This is a genomic window from Mesobacillus subterraneus, assembly GCF_020524355.2.
GTDB classification, from domain to species: Bacteria; Bacillota; Bacilli; order Bacillales; family Cytobacillaceae; genus Mesobacillus; species Mesobacillus subterraneus_C.
Map to the genome: position 1 here is coordinate 537394 of NZ_CP129019.1, position 18796 is coordinate 556189.

The 18796-nt window shown below is 38.5% G+C and carries 22 protein-coding genes; 17 read left to right on the forward strand and 5 right to left on the reverse strand.

Annotation, left to right across the window (positions count from 1 at the left end; translation table 11 throughout):
- The first annotated feature begins 5 nt into the window (after positions 1 to 5).
- The 4 genes from LC048_RS02625 (at position 6) to opuFB (ending at position 4657) form a co-directional block, all read left to right on the forward strand.
- On the forward strand, positions 6 to 941 hold the full coding sequence (locus LC048_RS02625; protein WP_226601953.1) for an aldo/keto reductase: 936 nt from the start codon (positions 6 to 8) through the stop codon (positions 939 to 941).
- A 33-nt stretch (positions 942 to 974) separates the two neighbouring features.
- Positions 975 to 1964 (forward strand): L-glyceraldehyde 3-phosphate reductase, encoded by a 990-nt coding sequence (gene mgrA / locus LC048_RS02630; protein WP_226601954.1) that lies wholly within the window; start codon positions 975 to 977, stop codon positions 1962 to 1964.
- Positions 1965 to 2195: 231 nt separating this feature from the next.
- Complete coding sequence (locus tag LC048_RS02635; RefSeq protein WP_226601955.1) at positions 2196 to 3143, forward strand: ABC transporter ATP-binding protein; 948 nt, start codon at positions 2196 to 2198, stop codon at positions 3141 to 3143.
- On the forward strand, positions 3140 to 4657 hold the full coding sequence (gene opuFB / locus LC048_RS02640; RefSeq protein WP_226601956.1) for an osmoprotectant update ABC transporter permease/substrate-binding subunit OpuFB: 1518 nt from the start codon (positions 3140 to 3142) through the stop codon (positions 4655 to 4657). The genes LC048_RS02635 and opuFB overlap by 4 nt, the downstream gene beginning before the upstream one ends.
- A 104-nt stretch (positions 4658 to 4761) precedes the next feature.
- Here the strand turns inward: opuFB and LC048_RS02645 are convergent, their stop codons facing one another.
- Positions 4762 to 4926: a hypothetical protein gene (locus LC048_RS02645; RefSeq protein WP_226601957.1), complete on the reverse strand. Its 165-nt coding sequence runs from the start codon at positions 4924 to 4926 to the stop codon at positions 4762 to 4764.
- A gap of 567 nt (positions 4927 to 5493) precedes the next feature.
- On the opposite strand from LC048_RS02645, the gene LC048_RS02650 reads away from it, so the two are divergent.
- The 3 genes from LC048_RS02650 (at position 5494) to LC048_RS02660 (ending at position 6144) form a co-directional block, all read left to right on the forward strand.
- Positions 5494 to 5691: a helix-turn-helix domain-containing protein gene (locus tag LC048_RS02650; protein ID WP_226601958.1), complete on the forward strand. Its 198-nt coding sequence runs from the start codon at positions 5494 to 5496 to the stop codon at positions 5689 to 5691.
- A 94-nt stretch (positions 5692 to 5785) separates the two neighbouring features.
- Positions 5786 to 5971 carry a hypothetical protein gene (locus LC048_RS02655; RefSeq protein WP_226601959.1) on the forward strand — a complete coding sequence of 62 codons (186 nt, stop codon included), beginning with the start codon at positions 5786 to 5788 and terminating at the stop codon, positions 5969 to 5971.
- Positions 5926 to 6144 (forward strand): hypothetical protein, encoded by a 219-nt coding sequence (locus tag LC048_RS02660; protein WP_226601960.1) that lies wholly within the window; start codon positions 5926 to 5928, stop codon positions 6142 to 6144. The genes LC048_RS02655 and LC048_RS02660 overlap by 46 nt, the downstream gene beginning before the upstream one ends.
- Positions 6145 to 6695: 551 nt before the next feature.
- Here LC048_RS02660 and LC048_RS02670 read toward each other — a convergent pair.
- On the reverse strand, positions 6696 to 7922 hold the full coding sequence (locus tag LC048_RS02670; protein ID WP_226601961.1) for an MFS transporter: 1227 nt from the start codon (positions 7920 to 7922) through the stop codon (positions 6696 to 6698).
- Positions 7915 to 8961, reverse strand: a complete 1047-nt coding sequence (locus LC048_RS02675) for an ArsR/SmtB family transcription factor (RefSeq protein WP_226601962.1) — start codon at positions 8959 to 8961, stop codon at positions 7915 to 7917. Before LC048_RS02675 ends, LC048_RS02670 begins: the two co-directional genes overlap by 8 nt.
- Before the next feature lie 266 nt (positions 8962 to 9227).
- Here LC048_RS02675 and LC048_RS02680 point away from each other — a divergent pair, with 266 nt between their 5' ends.
- The gene (locus LC048_RS02680; protein ID WP_226601608.1) at positions 9228 to 9725 is read left to right on the forward strand and encodes a hypothetical protein; all 498 of its coding nucleotides are present in this window, start codon (positions 9228 to 9230) and stop codon (positions 9723 to 9725) included.
- A 571-nt stretch (positions 9726 to 10296) separates the two neighbouring features.
- Positions 10297 to 10521: a hypothetical protein gene (locus LC048_RS02685; RefSeq protein ID WP_306049372.1), complete on the forward strand. Its 225-nt coding sequence runs from the start codon at positions 10297 to 10299 to the stop codon at positions 10519 to 10521.
- Positions 10522 to 10575: 54 nt separating this feature from the next.
- Here LC048_RS02685 and LC048_RS02690 read toward each other — a convergent pair whose 3' ends face one another.
- Positions 10576 to 10815, reverse strand: coding sequence for a hypothetical protein (locus tag LC048_RS02690; protein WP_306049374.1), 240 nt, complete (start codon positions 10813 to 10815; stop codon positions 10576 to 10578).
- A gap of 458 nt (positions 10816 to 11273) precedes the next feature.
- Between LC048_RS02690 and LC048_RS02695 the strand changes: the two genes are divergently transcribed.
- Positions 11274 to 12350, forward strand: coding sequence for an amidase domain-containing protein (locus LC048_RS02695; protein ID WP_306049376.1), 1077 nt, complete (start codon positions 11274 to 11276; stop codon positions 12348 to 12350).
- 89 nt (positions 12351 to 12439) lie between these two features.
- Positions 12440 to 12820 (forward strand): hypothetical protein, encoded by a 381-nt coding sequence (locus LC048_RS02700; RefSeq protein ID WP_226601968.1) that lies wholly within the window; start codon positions 12440 to 12442, stop codon positions 12818 to 12820.
- An 80-nt stretch (positions 12821 to 12900) separates the two neighbouring features.
- Here the strand turns inward: LC048_RS02700 and LC048_RS24900 are convergent, their stop codons facing one another.
- A complete protein-coding gene (locus LC048_RS24900; RefSeq protein WP_226602001.1) occupies positions 12901 to 13122 on the reverse strand; it encodes a tyrosine-type recombinase/integrase in 222 nt (73 codons plus the stop codon).
- A 93-nt stretch (positions 13123 to 13215) separates the two neighbouring features.
- Here LC048_RS24900 and LC048_RS02705 point away from each other — a divergent pair, with 93 nt between their 5' ends.
- From LC048_RS02705 to LC048_RS02730, 6 genes are all read left to right on the forward strand, one after another.
- Positions 13216 to 14265: a DUF5700 domain-containing putative Zn-dependent protease gene (locus LC048_RS02705; RefSeq protein WP_226601969.1), complete on the forward strand. Its 1050-nt coding sequence runs from the start codon at positions 13216 to 13218 to the stop codon at positions 14263 to 14265.
- Between the two features lie 199 nt (positions 14266 to 14464).
- Complete coding sequence (locus LC048_RS02710; RefSeq protein WP_306049381.1) at positions 14465 to 15193, forward strand: ROK family protein; 729 nt, start codon at positions 14465 to 14467, stop codon at positions 15191 to 15193.
- Entirely contained in the window at positions 15168 to 15686 is a 519-nt protein-coding gene (locus LC048_RS02715; RefSeq protein ID WP_306049383.1) for an ROK family protein, read from the forward strand. The genes LC048_RS02710 and LC048_RS02715 overlap by 26 nt, the downstream gene beginning before the upstream one ends.
- A 9-nt stretch (positions 15687 to 15695) precedes the next feature.
- Positions 15696 to 16571: a carbohydrate ABC transporter permease gene (locus tag LC048_RS02720; protein ID WP_226601971.1), complete on the forward strand. Its 876-nt coding sequence runs from the start codon at positions 15696 to 15698 to the stop codon at positions 16569 to 16571.
- A gap of 122 nt (positions 16572 to 16693) precedes the next feature.
- Positions 16694 to 17455 (forward strand): carbohydrate ABC transporter permease, encoded by a 762-nt coding sequence (locus tag LC048_RS02725; protein WP_371932038.1) that lies wholly within the window; start codon positions 16694 to 16696, stop codon positions 17453 to 17455.
- Positions 17456 to 17470: 15 nt separating this feature from the next.
- Positions 17471 to 18745 (forward strand): ABC transporter substrate-binding protein, encoded by a 1275-nt coding sequence (locus tag LC048_RS02730; protein ID WP_226601972.1) that lies wholly within the window; start codon positions 17471 to 17473, stop codon positions 18743 to 18745.
- Positions 18746 to 18796: the final 51 nt, after the last annotated feature.

Genomic DNA, 18796 nt, shown 5'->3' on the forward strand with positions numbered 1-18796 from the left:
GACAGTTGAATTACAGAAATCTTGGCGGCACTGGGATGAAGGTGTCGGAAGTTGGGTTTGGTGCCTGGCAGCTCGGGAACGCAAGGGACTGGGAAGGCGTGGAAGATCATCAGGCCATTAGGATGGTGCATGAGGCGCTTGATCAAGGCTGCAATTTCTTTGATACTGCACCGAATTATGGCGGAGGAAATAGTGAAGCATTGCTTGGGAAAGCTCTCACTGGAAGAAGGAGCGAGGCGGTTATCAATAGCAAGTTTGGGCATCATCCAGATAACACGCTCGATTTTGATTCGCAGAAAATCCGCAGCTCGGTTGAAGACAGCTTACGAAGGTTAAACACGGATTACCTGGATTCAATTTTATTGCATAACCCTCCGTTTGAAATACTGACTGGAAGCACAGATCATTTTAAGGTTTTGGAGTCACTCAAGCAGGAAGGGAAAATCCTGGCTTACGGAGCTTCAGTTGACTCTGGGAGAGAAATGGATGAGCTGATTCGGAATACCGGAAGCCAGGTAATTGAGGTCATGTTCAATATTTTTCATCAGGAGCCAAGGAGAGCATTCAAGCTCGCTGCAGAAAAGAATGTAGGGTTGATTGTTAAAGTTCCGCTTGATTCTGGGTGGCTATCAGGTAAGTATGATGAAAATAGTGTTTTTACAGATATACGCAGTCGTTGGGACCGCGGACAGCTTATGAAAAGAGCCGAGTTCCTGCCCGAGCTTAAGGAAATGCTACAACCTGGTGAGTCGCTTGTCCAGTTGGCTTTAAGGTATATTCTTTATTATCAGCAAGTCTCTACTGTGATTCCAGGAAACAAGAATTCAGAGCAGCTGATTGAGAATTTATCTGCTTCAGTGGAAGGAATTTCAACCGAAAAAGCGAAGAAGTTAGAAGAGCTTTGGGAAGAAAAACTGCAAGTTGACCCATTGGGATGGTAGAAAAACAAGAAGATTTTCTGGAGGTTTTAAATAATGGTTTATCAACCAGACAACAATCGATATGAAAGTATGAAATATAACAGATGCGGTAAATCAGGCCTAAAATTGCCAGCAATTTCCCTTGGTCTATGGCATAACTTTGGCGGCCAGGATACATTTGAGAATGGCCGTTCATTAATAAGAAGAGCTTTCGATCTTGGCATCACTCATTTTGATCTTGCGAATAACTATGGTCCGCCGCCTGGTTCAGCAGAAGAAAATTTCGGCAGCATCTTGGGCAAGGATTTTTCAGGCTACCGTGATGAAATGGTGATTTCGACGAAAGCAGGATATGGAATGTGGGCGGGACCATATGGAGATTGGGGCTCAAGAAAATACCTTGTGTCCAGCCTCGACCAAAGTTTAAAAAGGATGGGACTCGATTATGTCGATATCTTTTACCATCACAGACCCGACCCGGAAACACCTTTAGAGGAAACAATGATGGCTTTAGATCATGTTGTCAGACAGGGAAAAGCTCTCTATGTTGGTTTGTCCAATTACGGCGTGGAGGAAACGAAGCAGGCAATCGGAATTTTAAAAGACCTGGGTACTCCTCTGCTGATCCACCAGCCTGCTTATTCAATGTTCAACCGCTGGGTAGAAGATGGACTGACCGATTTGCTCAAAGACGAAGGAGTCGGATCAATCGCATTTGTGCCATTGGCTCAAGGATTGTTGACGAACAGATACTTAAATGGAATCCCGGAAGACTCAAGAGCTTTAAAGCCGAACAGCTTCCTCAATGAGGGAGATGTTTCTGAAGAAGTGCTTAATAAGGTGAAGCAATTAAACGAAATTGCACAAGAGCGAGGCCAGTCACTTGCCCAGATGGCACTTGCCTGGGTGCTCAGAGAACAGAAAATCACCTCAGCACTCATCGGTGCCAGCAAAGTCAGCCAGATTGAAGAAAACGTCGCTGCACTGAACCGTCTCGATTTTAGTGATGCAGAATTGAACACGATTGATGACATCTTAAAATAAGGACTCAAAAAAGCTTTAAAGCCAGTGAATTGGTTTTAAAGCTTTTTTAATGGAATGATTTTCTTGTCTTTAGGGTAAAGGTAACTTGGTTTTATATGAAAGTCGATTTTTACCAATGTAGTCTGTTTTGGTAGTATGTAATACAGGCGCTTTTTGTAACCGAAAGTAAAAAATGCTCAAACTGCTAACAATATCTATAAGTAAAATACGAGAAAATCCAGGGGTGAAAAAGTGATCAGCTTTGAAAATGTCTCCAAAAAATATGACGATGGAACCTATGCGGTGAAGAACTTTAATTTACATATCAACGAAGGGGAATTGCTTGTCCTGATCGGCCCAAGCGGCTCCGGCAAAACGACAACATTAAAAATGATTAATCGGCTGATTCCGCTTACGGAAGGCTACATTAAAATCAATGATAAGATGATCAGTGACTATGATATTCACGAGCTGCGCTGGGATATTGGGTATGTCCTTCAGCAAATTGCCTTGTTTCCGCATATGACGATCGAAGAAAACATTGCGGTTGTTCCGGAAATGAAGAAATGGGAGCAAAAAGAAATCGATCAACGCATCGATGAATTGCTGCATATGGTCGGACTTGAACCGGAAACGTACCGCAGAAGGCTGCCCAATGAATTATCCGGTGGCCAGCAGCAAAGAATTGGCGTGGCGCGTGCACTTGCTGCCAACCCGTCGATTATTTTAATGGATGAGCCATTTAGCGCATTGGATCCCCTGAGCAGGGAAAAGCTCCAAGATGATCTAATCGAATTGCAGAAAAACATAAAGAAAACCATCGTATTCGTCACTCATGATATGAGTGAAGCATTGAAGCTTGGAGACAGGATATGCTTGATGAGAAATGGGGGAATCGTCCAGACAGGAACTCCCGAAGCGCTAATCCAGCAGCCTGCTAATGACTTTGTCCGTGAGTTTGTCGGGGTGGACCAGGCCGAGGAAAGGATGGTCGATGTTAGGGGAGGAGTCAAGCCTGTAAATCCTGAAGAACCGGACAATCTGCCTATCGTTGATTCCCGTGTGCTTTTAAACGAAATCCTGTCGTTGCTTGGCGAGCATGAGCAGCTGGCTGTAAAAGAAATGGATAAAATAATTGGTACCATTGACAGACAGGGAATCATAAAGATTTTATCCAGGCAGATGGAGGGAATGAAATGAACGACTGGACTTCCACTTTTATAGATCGAAAAGACGAACTTTTAAGTGCCTTGCTCGAACATATCCAGATTTCTTTCATAGCGCTGTTTTTTGCTGTACTGATTGCGATTCCTCTTGGTATCTTTTTGACAAGAAGGAAACGGATTTCCGAAGGAATTATTGGGATAACAGCTGTTCTTCAGACAATTCCTTCCCTGGCATTGCTCGGCCTGTTGATTCCACTATTCGGAATCGGCAAAGTCCCAGCAATCATTGCCCTAGTGGCTTATGCACTGCTGCCGATCTTAAGGAATACATATACAGGAATCAATGAGGTGGATCCATCGTTAATCGAAGCTGCTCGTGCTATGGGAATGAACAGCAAGCGCCGTTTGATGAAGGTTGAACTTCCTTTGGCGATGCCCGTCATTATGGCTGGAATCCGGACGGCGATGGTCTTGATCGTCGGAACTGCGACAATTGCAGCACTGATTGGAGCAGGAGGGTTAGGTGACCTGATCCTTCTCGGAATTGACAGGAATAATACGGCATTAATCGTCCTTGGTGCAATCCCAGCGGCCTTGCTTGCGATTCTGTTCGATCTTGTGCTTAGAAGGTTCGAAACTGCTTCCTTTAAAAAATCGCTCATTACGATAGGTACTATTTCATTAGCTGTCCTTGTCATGATGGCCATTCCGTTCCTAGGCGGGAAAAATGACGACCAGATTGTCATTGCCGGGAAGCTGGGCTCAGAGCCAGAAATCTTGATTAATATGTACAAGCTATTGATCGAAGAAGAAACGGATCACTCTGTTCAGTTGAAACCAGGATTGGGAAAAACATCTTTTGTTTTTACAGCTTTGAAAAACGGAGATATTGACATTTATCCCGAATTCACCGGCACAGCAATCTCGGAATTTTTAAAAGAGACAGCAAGCAGTACTAAACGAGAGGACGTTTACCTGCAAGCAAAAGAAGGCATGAAAAAAGAGTTCCATATGGTAATGCTCCAGCCAATGGATTATAACAATACGTATGCTTTAGCTGTTCCTAAAAAGTTCGCTGAAGATAATGATCTAAAAACCATCTCGGACCTGAAATCAATAGAATCCTCGCTAAAAGCAGGTTTCACACTTGAATTTTCCGATCGTGAAGATGGCTACAAAGGTATCAAAAAACTCTATGGCTTAAAGCTACCAAGCTTGATTACGATGGAGCCAAAGCTAAGATACAGAGCAATCAAAAATGGGGAAATCAACCTTGTCGATGCTTACTCCACTGATAGTGAGCTGCAACGATATAAATTGCTTGTACTTGAGGACGATAAAAACCTATTTCCTCCATATCAGGGAGCTCCGCTGCTTAGAGCAGAAACAGCTGAAAAATATCCCGAGATCATTGAAGTCCTCAACAAGTTAGCCGGTAAAATCACCGATGACGAAATGCGAAAAATGAATTACCAGGTGAATGTAGAAGGAGAATCAGCTGAGGAAACAGCTAGGGAGTATTTAAAGGGAGCAGGGTTATTGGAATGATTAATGGTGGAATCCAAGAAGTATACTAACTGAGATCAGAATCAGGATCATAACAAGAGGCGGAAAAACCAAATGGTTTTTCCGCCTCTTTATTAGTGGAAGAATTAGTTACTTAAATTAGATAAAAAACGAGCCTTTGCCTGTTCGAAAATGGCATTGATTTCACCATGAATGGATTCTCTTTCAATTATATTAGACACATCTATAACCTTATAGTTTAATTCTTTCACTAAATTATGTTCTTCTAAAGTCGAAATATCCTTAAACAAATGAAATCCTCCTGTACCTCTTATGAAACAATTCAATACCCCATAAAAGGGTTGCTTTCTTAATAGATAAGAATTTACCCATTTTATAAACAAGTAAACACTTATGAAAACAGGAAAAGACCGGAGATTCTTTAAAGAGACAATCAATAAAAAAGCTGCAAAACCAATTGGTTTTGCAGCTTTTTTGTTAGTGGAGAATAGGGGGCTCGAACCCCTGACCTCAACGCTGCCAGAGGAAATCCATTAGTTAAACTGAGTTAAATAAGTTTAATTAAAATCAATTAAGTCTTGATTTATAAGGGTTTGGGGACTGTAGTAAACAATCTAAGTAAATCTAGTACAATTAAATAAAATAAGTCTGTGCACTGTTTTGTGCACTATTTAAAAAGCGTGTGGTCAAAAAAAGGTCAGTTAAGATAACACTTAACTGGTTTTTTTAATGAAGGAAACGAAATCTATACTTTCTTGTAACTGTAAAAAGGTCCAGTAAGGGTTATCGTTTAAGTTGGGTTTGAAATTTTTTATTGGAGGGATATAATCTCAAATATACTACACGGAGGTTTCCAGATGAATAATGAAAGCTTAGGTACTCAGTTAAGATCAGAACGACTTATAAGGAATATGTCTCAAGAGCAGGTTTGCGAAGAACTCAATATGACAACCAGGACTCTAGGCAACATAGAAAATGACAAAGGAAATCACAGAGGATCTACTTTAAAAAAGTTAACAGATTTCTATGGGATAGATCCCGAAAAACTAAAATAACTCTCCCGAATTGTTGGCTATAATTTTGACTTGTTTAAATTAAATCGTTTTTATTCCGATATACACTGTAGCCACAAACAAGGAGATGGATGGATTGAGTTTAGAATCACTTACAGCAAAGATTAACAAAAACGTAGAAGAAATGGAACTTGCTACCGCAAGGGTTTATATTGAAGAAAATATTGGAATCTTAAATGAGCATAGAAATATGTTAAATAAAAATGCAAGGGAGTATTGGATTTCATCTTGCAAATGCAGGCTCATGATGGACAGCCGTTGACAAGAAAGGATATGGCTATCATTAATGCAATTAATACATACGCAAATAAGTTCGACGTTAGAGGAATAAAAATGATTGTAAAGGACCATCCCAACTTACTGATTAGAAAAGATACACCAGCATATCTAAATACAGATGCAAAAATTATCCTAGAAGGCATGAAAGCAATCTAAGAAAGTCAATAAACCGTTAAAAGCCCATCTCGTTTGAGGAGGGCTATTTCTATTTAACAAAACGAACTAATGGTTCGTGAAAATTTTTCAATAAAAATTTAAAAAAACCTTCATATTTTCTGAGTATAAAGGTTTTTGGCTTTTACGAAATGTTTCCCCTTTGTCTACAAATGCTGGAACGTGCTTTTCTGCTTAGAAATATTTCTCTTTTTATTGAGTACATTCCGGTTTAAGTTGTAATTATTCAGTAAAGGACACGCCATTAATAAAAGGTAGCGTATGATTCCCATGGAACAGATATTTCTAAGGTCCCATCTTTCATTGGTTTTTGGTTCATGATGACCTACTATTTGCTTGAAGTATGTATGAATGATATTCAACTACCGGGTTTGTTGACCCAAGAAGGATTAACGCTTATTTATGAATTAACGCTCATTATCAAACGTCTTATGTTGATTTTATTGTATTTCTGCTAACTTTATTAAGGAAGCTTAGTTCAAATATTATTCAAAAAGTGCAATGCATTTTAATAGCAAGCATTGCACTTTTTCTTAACCAATATTTCTAATTTGTTTAGCAGCTGAGTCCCCATTAATGATTGTTTTTAATAAATAATATAAACCAGGAAGTACAATGAATGTTCCAATTAACAAATACGTTAATCGTGTGCTAATTCCCAGGAATGAAGCAGATGCAAATAAAATCCCCAAGGGCATAGTAAGTCTTAAAAATAGCAAACGAATTGAACTTAACTGTGAAAGTCGTTCTCTAGGTGCTTCTCTTTGAAAGTATGCAGCACTCTGTGCATTAAACAATGAAAACAAAATGCCTCCTATTAGCTCACAAGCCCATGCAAATGGGATATTTGGAACGAAATAAAGCAAAACAAAGGAAAGTCCACCACCTATTAAACCCGAGTACATAAGGAGATTGTTTTTCGGTAACTTTGTGAGCAGTAACATTCCTATAGCATATCCAACGGGAAAAGTCCCAGAGAATACCGCATACTCCCAAGCTTGTCCATTGAGATCTCCTCGAATAAAAGGAACATTTATTACCATCGTGGCTCCTACGGCAAACTGCACAATTGAAGATAAGATCGTTAGTTTTAATAAATGCGGATATTGAAAAAATGTGAAGTAACCAGCTTTTAATTCTTCCCACCAGAACTTTTTGGACCATGTTGCAATTTTTTCAACACTCTTCTGTGGTATTTGTAATAAGGAGATATAGCTTAGTAAAAACATTAGACTAGAAATAATGTATATAACATAAATAGGACTGACTAAAAGAAGTAATGATGTAATACCAGGAGCAATAAAACTCATTAATCTAAGAGTTCCGTCTAATAAACTATTTGCTTGTACCAGCTCTTTTTCAGAACATAAATCAGGCAATAGTGAAAAAGAAAGACTTGCATATATTGGCTGAACTAGGCCTAATAAACATTGTAAAATAATTAAACCTATTATTGTAATGTAATCCTCTCCTCTTAAATAGCCTAAGAGAGGCAGAAGGTATGCTCCTGAACGAATTAGTTGTATATTTTTTAGCATTTTTTCTTTAATAACATGATTAAGGAAAGGTGAGCTTATTCCCTGAAGTACTAAGGACGGAAGAAAGTAAATCAACCAGAGAGCTCCCATCCATTCCTTCGACCCCGTAATCTCATACAATAAAAGCCCATTTACAATCCCGCCGGCAGCTCCCCCGAACTCAGAAACAATTTCTCCAATCCAAAGAGATTTGAACGATTTTGAATACCCCATTTTATTCATGAATTTCCCCAAGATATTGATTAAGACGTTTCGAAAAAGTTTGGATTTTCGAAGTGTTTGCTGAGTAAATCCCTTTATCAACCTTAATGAACTTAGCTGCTTTTAACAGGGAAAGTTGATGATGAAGGGTTGTTTTTGAAACATTAAAATGAATGCTCAAATCTTGCAGAGAAATGGGTCCTTTTGTGATTTGATACAACAACTTTAAGCGAAGTTCATCCCCCAATGATTTATGACCTTGTACTAGTTCTTGAGGGGGAACACCAGGTTCTAAAAGTGCATCTTCGTTTAATGGATAAAAGAACAGCTTTGTATCAGGAGAGCGTAGTTCCAAAATCCATGGACGATAGGATACATGCGGTACGAGCTTTACCTGCCAAACAGATGGTTCTGGCAGATACTTTGCTCCTCCTGTAATACGTTCGATTTCCTCCAATGGTATAGAATTATCAATTACCCGGTTTTTTTTATTTTCGAAAGACAGGGCTTGCAACCACTTCGCCCAATCATTTTGTTCACTGATCCACTGAGACCATACAAGAATTGTATCAGTTAACAATCCAATTATGTCCTTATATTCTTTTTGCCGGAAGGAAAGGACATAGGCATTGAGATACTCATGATCCTTAAAATAAGAAGCATATTGAAAAAAGACATCTCCATTCATATAATTTATTGCTGTGTTTTTTCTTATAGCCTCATATGTACGGTCCTTATAGGGTAAGACTGTTTCATAAAACGATTCTGGTTCCAACTCATTTAATGAGTTTATAAAGCCTTGAACATTGGAAGAGCAAAGTTTATTTTGCAACATAAGTAACGCATACCATAAATTTGTATCCTCAATTTCTTTTAGATTACTCATTAATGTTGATGGCATATTTGATTGGTGTTGCAACCAATTTTCATCTTGCTCAAAGGTGTGACGCAACTTGCTATGAGTAAAGGCTGCAATACCTAGTGTAATCTCCCATACAGGTGAGGCCTCAACGGATATTGATAAGCTTTCTTGTGGTAGTGGCGAATAAATCTGTTTCATAGTAAATCCTCCTTTGCATTTATTCTGAATAAATAGAATTTAAAATTCAATAATATTAGAATTATATTTTATTTTTAGAAGGCTCACATAATGAATCCAAGGGTTGTGACGTAAAGTCCTTAACAAACGGGTGTGTTGAACCAAGCAGGATTAACTGCTTTTCTTGTCCCTCTTATTACACTAAAGAGGCAGTTATGTTGAATAAGTGAAATTATTGAGAACTTTTACCATTGTCGTTCGTATTATAGTTAGGAGGTGTATGTTCCGTGAAATGGTTTTTACTTCAAATCCTGACTTTAGGTGCTATAGGAATATTGATGGCGGTTTTAGAATTAAATGAGGGTAATAGAATTGTTAGCTCTTCTGCAAATTGGACCCCAGCAAACAACATTTATATCACATTTTTTATCGTAACAGTGGTTTTATCTTGCTTCTATTTAATTTTTTTATTGGAGGCAAAAAAGAATGACAATATTTTTAAACGATCTTTTTGGAATGTGATGCCCAAGCTTACTATCTCGGTTGGTGTTTTATCTATTATTCTGTTTTTAGTAGGGGGAACTGTAGGACCAATTATGACCTGGGTGGAACAGTGGCGGTCACTCTTATATGTTTTCCTTATTTACTTTCTATTTTTAATATTTCTCTTTATTTTTTCGATTGAGCACAAGAAACAAAGAAATAACAATCGTATTAACAAAACCATCCTTACTTCATACATATGGACAATTGTTCTGTTTTTTGCAATCTTTTTTGTTTTTTAATCCAGAAGGTTTGCCTTACTTTTTTAAGTTTGTGAACAAATGCACTTAAACTATAGGGTGCTTTAGTGGAATAAGACAATAATCGGTAATGAAATGACTGACTCATCAAAAGTCGGTCTTTTTTGTGTGATTTACCTTGTGATTTCCCAAGCATATTGTCAGTGATTGGCTATGAGATATCATATGATTTTGGACTGTTTTCACCTCACAATTAAACCCGTTAAGCTAATCACTCAGGGTCCCTATTTCTATATTATCTGCTTGTTCCGTAAAAGCCCCCCTTAAATGGAACAAGATAAAAGACCTTTTCTTGAAAATAACGTCATGGTCGCGGATTAGTGATACAGCGAGGTGTCGAAAATTAAAACACACAATAGAAGGGAAAGCGATTGACTCGGGCTGTCGTCTATCGCTATAATCATAAAGTTTGCCCTTTGTGGTTTACAAAATCACACATCGTGATATACTTTTATTAGGAGTTGTTACAAAAGAATGGTTCTAGCCAACGAGCCCAAAAGCTGACGTCCATCAGCGACACTGGAGTTTACTAGATCATTTACGTTTTTCGTATGTGCCGGAACCACATACTAACCAGGTAATGCTGAACGGCACGAAACAGCAGGACGTATCTTGCGGTGACGTTCACGTACCAGAAGAAAAAGCCTACGCAGTCGTCCAACTGCGGGGCTTTTCTTTTTGTGCTGTATTCCTGGATCACTGGTTGAACCCATCGTTTTATACACCTGTCCTGCATGTCCATACGAAGAAGCGGCTTCGGGTTGTCCAGTCCCGGTAAAAATGCTGCATAAAATCAATGAATGTCCATATGATAAGGTCAAGCGTGGTTATGCTAAGGTTTTAATCGAGCGCCTATGTCGACCACTCCACTTGCTGCCGCGATGTCGGCAATAAGTTTCAGGTCAACGCCCGCCAGGGAGAACAAGGCGATACCCAGGATAAGGACGATTGCGAAAATCGACCATTTCAGCTCTTTGAGTATCAGTGCTTGTCCTTCCTTGCGGGTTTTATAGGCAGCTGCCCTTTTGAGGGGGCATTGGTTGGTGTTGCGTTTGGAGTTGTTACGAGCCAACCACCCTCACCCCTTTCTTCCATAGAATGGAGGATAAAAGGACAGGTTCGCTTCCCGTAATATTATTATAACAAATTCACTTCCAACAATTACCCCTTTTAGGCGAAAAAGCGTTCGACAATGGCTGAATCCCAAAGTATTTTTCATTTTTACTTCCTCGCATTCTTGTGTTCACTACCAATTTCCTTCATTTTTCCACACATGAGGCTGATTTATATAGAAACATATAAAATAGAAGTCTTGGTGGCTAAAAAAGATGCATGCACCGCACATATTCCGGGTAAACGCATACCCCCTGTTTTCCATTCCAAATAGGTGAACAAAATACAGCAATCACTTGTCCTAAAATTTTCCCAAGTCCAGTTGGTGCAATCTATTAAAATTTGACTATGAATCTTCCAATTTTATGGTACATTGGGAATTGTAAGAAATTACAAAAAATAAGGAGGAATGCACGTATGAAGAAAAAATTGATTTCGGCATTGTTTTTTGCAGTAGCGCTGACAACCTCTGTCGCCGCGCCTTTGACCGCGGAAAAAGTGGAAGTCCAGGAAAAGAGGGAAAATGTCTTTTCCGTAAAGGACATTAAGTTCTACAAAACCATCTCAGATAATCCGGCACAAGAAAGAAAAATGGCTAAGGTGGAGCATGGCGAGGCCATTAAACTTGTCGAGGAATACATAAAAGCGAATGATCTTTCGATCGTCACTGATCTCGAGGACCCAGCCTATCAGCAATTTGTTTTATCTTTGGGTACGGCGTTTGACGAGTTCAGTGAAGAAGATATGAAAAAAATAGTATCGTTCGTTCAATTTATCGATTATTATGAAAATCACGCTCAGAATAATAAACTCAAAGGATTCAAGAATAAGTTAGCTAAGAATACTGTATTATCGGAACAGGAGAACGGCGAGTTAAGCAGCTTATTGCCGGTTTCACCAAATGATCCAGCTACTGCTGAAACTGATGAAACTTCTGGGGATATTGTATCAATCGCAACTGTTTATTCGAATGGATATGACAACATCAAGGCAAGGGATTACGCCTATAAATGGTGGGACGGAAGAAATCCTCTTTATGACTATTATGCCTATAAAGCAGGCTGCAGCATTTATGATAAGAGCTGTTGGAGTCAGTGGAATGATTGTGCAGACTTCGTTTCACAAGCCTTATATAACGGTGGCATGAAAATGAGATACGGATCGTCCTATACTTCGTCAGCATCTTGGAGTTATGGTGTTGTGCCGTCATATACTTGGGGTGGCGCTCATAACTTCTATACCCACTGGAAGGCACGGGCAGGCGTAGCGAGTTCGGTTTCAGCGTTGCAAACGGGTGATGCTGTAAATGCTGATTTCACAGGCGATGGCAGCATCGACCATACAGCCCTGATTACGAAGAATACTGGTTCATACAGCAGCAATAAATATTTAACACAACATACAACTGATAAAAAAGAGACAACAACTTTAGCAAATTGGTATAATAGTGGCTATAAAGTATATGGTTATGAAATGGACAAAGCATCAAATTAATAATTGAACGATTTGAAAGCGCAAACTGTAATTAGTTTGCGCTTTTGGTTAAAATAGTAAATAAGTTTATGAAGAAAGGGGGATGTAAGGTGAATAGAAAATGGGTTATCATAGGCGTGGTTTTGATTGGCATTGTCCTATTAGCAATTTTTATTTATTTTAATCAGTTGCGTTACCCAGCCCTTCCGGCAGATGTAGAATCCACCCCGAAAGAAGCTGTGCAGAAATTGAATGAATCAGATCAACCATTAGTACAGATTTCAAAAGACGATGAGGCAACCTGGTATATCATGAAGAATTCGGAAGACGTCAATAAACAGATTCAAGATTTTATCAGCAGCAAAGGTTGGGTTTTCAAAGAGGCAGATGGTAATAGTCTATTTTTTGAAAAAGACGATGATACATTAATCGTAAGCACAGAAATGTGGACCAAAAAATATCGCCTTGTTAAAGTCCCAGCTCAATTTTAAGATGAATAAAAAAAGCCGGAGATTTCCTCATTACAGGAGACATCCGGCTTTTTATTTGAAATTCGAACCTCTTTATCCGCTCACTCATCCTCCAGGTACAAGTCAACGAGTTTCGCTCCGACTTCCTGCAGGTTCGGCGTGGTGTAGATCATCGTCGTCTTCGGATCATCGTGGCCAGCCAGCTGCGTGAGCGTCGTAAGCGGCACTTTCTTGGCCGTCTGGTATAAAAACGAATGCCGGAGGACGTGAGGAAAACTGAGGGAGTGGAAGAAGAAATTTGAACAATTGGTTAAATTTTGTATTACATAACAGGATAAAAATCCCCATTATCGAATTAGTTAAATAGGAGTCGAGGTATTAAGTGCTAGTATGCAGTCGGATTAGGGGGATGTCCAATGAAAGTTAAGGTTGATTACTCACTGGTAAAAGATTTTGTTGAATTCTTTGATATTGGGGAATTTACAGAACGAAGTTTTCAACAGTTAGTGACCCAATTTGAATCTAATACCTCATTTAATAAAATGCTTGCCTTTTATGATGGGGTCTTTAGTAAGGAACAATATTTAGACATTTTGTACATTGCTATATACAATATTGGATATGGAACAGATAATCCTAGTCTGCAGTTACTACATAAAAATCTATGTAAATTAAGAAATATAGATTTATTAAGAAATAAACTTGCATTAATTGAACGATATGAATTCAGTAAAATGGAAGAGAAACTTTTGGAAACACTTCCGGTTAAAACTGAAATAGATATTAATATCTATTTCACATTAGATGGGATAAACGGTGGAAGCATTTATGGAAACAATGATATGTTATTAAATGCTATGTTTTTTCCTTCTAATCAAAAGGATCTTTACTTAATTGAAGGGATTCTATTGCACGAATATCATCATATAGGTTTTAAATATTGGTTAAGTAAAAGTCCACAATTTAAATTAACAGGAATAGATAAGGGAATTGATATTGCCAGGTATTTATCAATTGCCATACTAAGTGAGGGAGCAGCTACCTATTTATTTAACCATTCACAGGATTTGTATCCACTGGTAGTTGAATCTCACGGAGAAGATTACGCACTTAAATACCGTCAGTCAATGGATAATCGACAACTAAATATTGGCACACTCATTAGAGAATTAGAACAAGATATCTTGAAAGCCCTCAATTATGCTGAAAAAGATGATGAAATAAAAAAACTGATTAATAAATATTGCTTTGACTCTAATGGTTTTGAACCCCGAGACAAAGCAATCGGTTATCATATGTGTAATGTAATTGATAAAACATTAGGACGAGAACAATTGATAAAGTGCTTTGAAAACCCTATTCTTTTCTTCAATTATTACAATAAGGGAGAAAAAAACTGTGAACTCTCATTCACCAGTGATTTTATGAATAAATGGGATACTTCTTGGGGATTTCTTACTAATTAATAGAAGAGTTCAATTTATTTGTGAAACATTACACTTAAACATAAGGGTGCTTTATCTTCAATAAAAAGAACAAGTAGACTGCCAATCAGCAGTCTATTTTACTTTACAAAAAAATTGTCGAAAAATATTAAAAAAACTTACTTGCTTCAATGAAGAAAGTAAGTTACTCTTTAATTAGTAAATTATGGAGATGGATAATATGAATGGACTTAGGAAAGGCAGTAAGGATCTAATCAAAGAAATTAACCGTTCCATAGTAATTAACCTAATTAGGAAATCAGGCAGGATCAGCAGGTCTGATGTTTCTAAAATTACCAAAATGAGTTTGTCTACAATCACTTACATTGTGGATGAATTAATGACCATTGATTTGGTAAGGGAAGTCGGTGTTGCTACATCCACTGGGGGTAGAAGGCCTGTACTGCTGGAGTTTAATGCGGATTACGGCTATACGGTTGGAGTGAAGATTGAGGAAAAAAGGGTTATATTCGCTTTAACCAATCTAAATGCGGAAATTTTGGATTTAGTAGAAAAGAAGTTTAACAGATTTGATAATATCCAGGATGTTGTATCAATGATTGCTGATGAAATTAAGGAGCTTTTACAAAGTGCTGATAAGCCAATGAAGCAACTATTGGGTATCGGAATCGCGGCTTCTGGATTAATCAACCGCCAGGAAGGGACGATTGTTAGATCATCCATGCTGGGATGGGAGAACGTACCTTTATGCCAATTGTTAAGCGAACAGTTGAATAACATCCCTGTATTCATTGATAAAAATGTCAACGCTTACACAATGGCTGAATTATGGTACGGAGAAGGAAGAGAACTATCAAACTTTGTCTGTATATCTGTTGGTGCCGGTTTAGGTATGTCCCTTGTTGTGGATAAGAAGATCTACTATGGAGAATCCGGGGGGAGCTGGTGAGTTCGGCCATACTGTAATGAAGATTGGCGGCTATCCTTGTCATTGTGGACAAAAGGGATGCTTAGAAATGTATGCATCTGAATTCTTTTTATCTAACCGTGGCATTGAAATAAGAGCAAACTATCCGGAGACAATTATCGATGATTTTTCATTTGAAGAGGTTTCGACTGCAGCGGAAAAAGAAGATCCACTGGCAATCGAGTTAATGAATTCATTTGGTGAGAATCTCGGGTACGGAATACTAAATGCAATTAACGCACTTAATCCCCATACAATTTTACTTATTGGAGAAGGGATGAAATACAAGCACTTATTTATGGACACCGCTGTGAATATTGCGAAAGTGAACTTTTTTTCAGCGGCAAATATTCAAACAGAAATTAGACCAACTCAACTTGGAGATGATTCATGGCTAAAAGGAGCAGCACTACTTGCAATCACTCATTTGTTCCAGGCTCCAATCTATGAAGAATCTAAATCTATTTTAAATTGAGGTGAGAACATGGTTGGTATGACAAAGAAAAAGACGGCCTTTTGGGTAGCTGTGTTCCTTTTACCCAATTTAATCGGTTTCTTTACTTTTATCGTTTTCCCGCTTTTATCATCATTAGCCATCAGCTTTACAAACTGGGACCTAATATCCACTATGGAATTCGTCGGTATTGATAATTACAAACAGCTAATGGTTGACAAAGAATTTTGGGCAGCGTTTACCCACACGGTAACTTTCATTATTGGATATTTACCTTTAGTGATGATTTTCGGATTAGCATGTGCTTTGTTGCTTAATCGAAAAGTAAAATTAAGAGCCTTTTTCAGAGCAGCTTATTTTTTACCAGTAGTTACATCCTGGGTTGCTGTCTCTCTAGTCTGGAAATGGCTGTTTAATCCGAGTTATGGATTAATAAATTACTTCTTATCATTTGTTGGTATTGAGGGGCTTAATTGGCTCCAAGATGAAAGTCTAGCAATGCCAGCGATCATCATCACAAGTGTCTGGAAAGACATTGGATTTGTTATGGTACTCTTCTTGGGCGGCCTACAAAATATTTCAACCTCTTACTACGAAGCCGCAGACATCGATGGGGCAAATTCCTGGAAGAAATTCTGGAATATAACCCTCCCGCTTTTGACACCTACGACATTTTTTGTAACCATCATTTCTTTGATTAACTCATTCCAAGTTTTTGACCAGGTCATGATCATGACTGAAGGCGGTCCTGGCGGCGCAACAAATGTACTAGTTCAAAACATATACAATCATGCTTTCCGGTATTTTGAAATGGGCTACGCTTCCGCAATGTCATGGATTTTATTCATCGTCATATTTGTGATTACTTTGATCCAGATGAAAATGCAGAAAAGGTGGGCGGATTGAATATGGAAATGAATACGGTTACAAAACAATCAACTGTCCTTCAGAAAGACTATCAACTTACAAGTCTTAGGATATTTAAAAAAGGTTTACTATACATCGTATTGATCTTAGGTGCAATCGCCATGCTGCTTCCCTTTTTATGGATGATTTCTACTTCATTAAAGAATCAAGGAGCAACAATGGTCTTTCCACCACAGTTTATCCCTGATCATGCAAGCTTTCAAAACTATAAGGATGTGACAGGGGCATTCCCAATGCTTCATTTTTTAGGGAATTCCTTATTAGTAGCGGTTCTGACAACTTTGGGCCAACTGCTTTTATGTTCTATGGCAGCTTATGCGTTTGCCAGGATGCAATTTTGGGGCAGGGATAAACTTTTCCTTTTATACCTTGCCACTATGATGGTTCCAGCGCAGGTCACCATGATACCTCAGTTTATTTTAATGAAAAACTTTGGCTGGCTTGATACCTATCAGGCATTGATCGTCCCTGGATTGTTTAGTGTTTTTGGAACCTTTTTGTTACGGCAGGCATTCTTGTCGATTCCGAAAGAACTTGAAGAGGCTGCATTCATGGATGGTGCCAACCATTTTTCAATATTCTGGCGTGTAATCATGCCGTTATCTAAACCAACACTCGCGACGTTAGGCATCTTTTCATTCATGCAATCTTGGAACAATTACCTATGGCTACTTATTGTAATTAATGATAAAAGCTATGCTACTTTGCCTCTAGGATTATCTCTTCTGCAAGGGAGGTGGGAAACGAATTGGAACATGATGATGGCAGGCGTAGTCATTAGTGTTTTGCCAATACTTGCAGTCTATCTATTTGCGCAGAAGTACTTTATTCAAGGAATGACAATGAGTGGAATGAAAGAATAATAAGGGGGAATTGAGATGACTCAGAAAAAGCTAGTTTCGGCTATTGTTCTACTATTTATGCTTACTTTTACTGTATTGGCAGGATGTTCTGATTCGGAAAAGAGCTCTGGAGATAGCAAGGATGAAAAGGTAACCATCAATTACTTTACCTTTTCACCAGGTACTGACCATGAAAAAGACCTACAGGACATGATCAGTGCTTTTGAAAAGCAAAATCCAAATGTAAAAGTAGATTATGAGATTGCTGCTTATGATGATTATTTCACAAAGCTGCAAACCATGATTGCTGGCGGGAAAGCACCGGATGTATTCGAGCTTAACTATGAAAACTTCGTTAGTTATGCCTCAAAGGGAGCTTTAGCGGACCTGTCTAAATACATTGAAGAAGATAAAGACTTTGATCCATCTAAATTAAATCAAGAAGCATATAAAGCTTATCAATACGAAGGAAAGCAATATGGTATGGTGGAAAGCTTCTCAAACGTTGTTACTTTCTACAATAAAGACTTGTTTGATAAAGCAAAAGTGGATTATCCAACTGCAGAATGGACATGGGAAGATGAATTAGCAGCAGCGCAAAAGCTCACAAACAAGGATGAAAAGATCTGGGGTACTTATTCACCGATTCAGTTCCATGAATTCTATAAAGTGATTGCTCAGAATGGTGGGTCTGTATTCAATGAAGATAAATCAGAAGTAACCATCGATAGCCCTGAAAATGCAGAAGCACTTCAATATATGGTTGATAAGGTGAACAAATATAAAGTAACTCCTTCTGTAGGAGATCTATCAGGCCAGTCGCCAGAAGATTTATTTAAAAATGGTCAAATCGGGATCCTGCACACTGGAATCTGGATGCTATCCGCTTTTAAAGATGCACCATTCAAATGGGATATTGCACTTGAAGCAGGTAATACTCAAAAGGCACACCACTTCTTCGCAAATGGATTAGCAGTTTCAAAGGACTCAGATGCTCAAAACGCTGCTTATAAATTTGCACGCTTCATGAGCGCTAGTGACGAAGCCGCAGAAATTCGAATTGCAAGTTCATGGGAACTTCCAGCAATCACGAATGAAGAAATCTTAAAGCCTTATCTGGAACAAACTCCTCCAGAAAGCAGGGAAGTGATTTTTGAAGCACTGGATACGCTTGTTTTACCTCCAGTAATTGAAGATTGGAGTAAAATGAGTGACCTGATCACAAAGGAACTAGAAAATGTGGTGAATGGTAAAAAGAGCCCTGAAGAAGCATTGAAAGTTATGCAGGGAGAATTAGAGAAGTTGAAGTAATCAAATCTGGAGAAGGATATCGAGGCATCCTCATATCCTTCTCTTCTAACA

Excerpts from the sequence above, each read along its gene's own strand:
- LC048_RS02725 (WP_371932038.1), top strand. The coding sequence starts at position 16,694 with ATGCTGCTTCCCTTTTTATGGATGATTTCTACTTCATTAAAGAATCAA.
- LC048_RS02730 (WP_226601972.1), top strand. The coding sequence starts at position 17,471 with ATGACTCAGAAAAAGCTAGTTTCGGCTATTGTTCTACTATTTATGCTT.
- LC048_RS02675 (WP_226601962.1), bottom strand. The coding sequence starts at position 8,961 with ATGAAACAGATTTATTCGCCACTACCACAAGAAAGCTTATCAATATCC.
- LC048_RS02715 (WP_306049383.1), top strand. The coding sequence starts at position 15,168 with ATGGAGAATCCGGGGGGAGCTGGTGAGTTCGGCCATACTGTAATGAAG.
- LC048_RS02670 (WP_226601961.1), bottom strand. The coding sequence starts at position 7,922 with ATGAATAAAATGGGGTATTCAAAATCGTTCAAATCTCTTTGGATTGGA.
- LC048_RS02705 (WP_226601969.1), top strand. The coding sequence starts at position 13,216 with ATGAAAGTTAAGGTTGATTACTCACTGGTAAAAGATTTTGTTGAATTC.
- opuFB (WP_226601956.1), top strand. The coding sequence starts at position 3,140 with ATGAACGACTGGACTTCCACTTTTATAGATCGAAAAGACGAACTTTTA.
- LC048_RS02650 (WP_226601958.1), top strand. The coding sequence starts at position 5,494 with ATGAATAATGAAAGCTTAGGTACTCAGTTAAGATCAGAACGACTTATA.
- LC048_RS02710 (WP_306049381.1), top strand. The coding sequence starts at position 14,465 with ATGAATGGACTTAGGAAAGGCAGTAAGGATCTAATCAAAGAAATTAAC.
- mgrA (WP_226601954.1), top strand. The coding sequence starts at position 975 with ATGGTTTATCAACCAGACAACAATCGATATGAAAGTATGAAATATAAC.
- LC048_RS02720 (WP_226601971.1), top strand. The coding sequence starts at position 15,696 with ATGGTTGGTATGACAAAGAAAAAGACGGCCTTTTGGGTAGCTGTGTTC.
- LC048_RS02695 (WP_306049376.1), top strand. The coding sequence starts at position 11,274 with ATGAAGAAAAAATTGATTTCGGCATTGTTTTTTGCAGTAGCGCTGACA.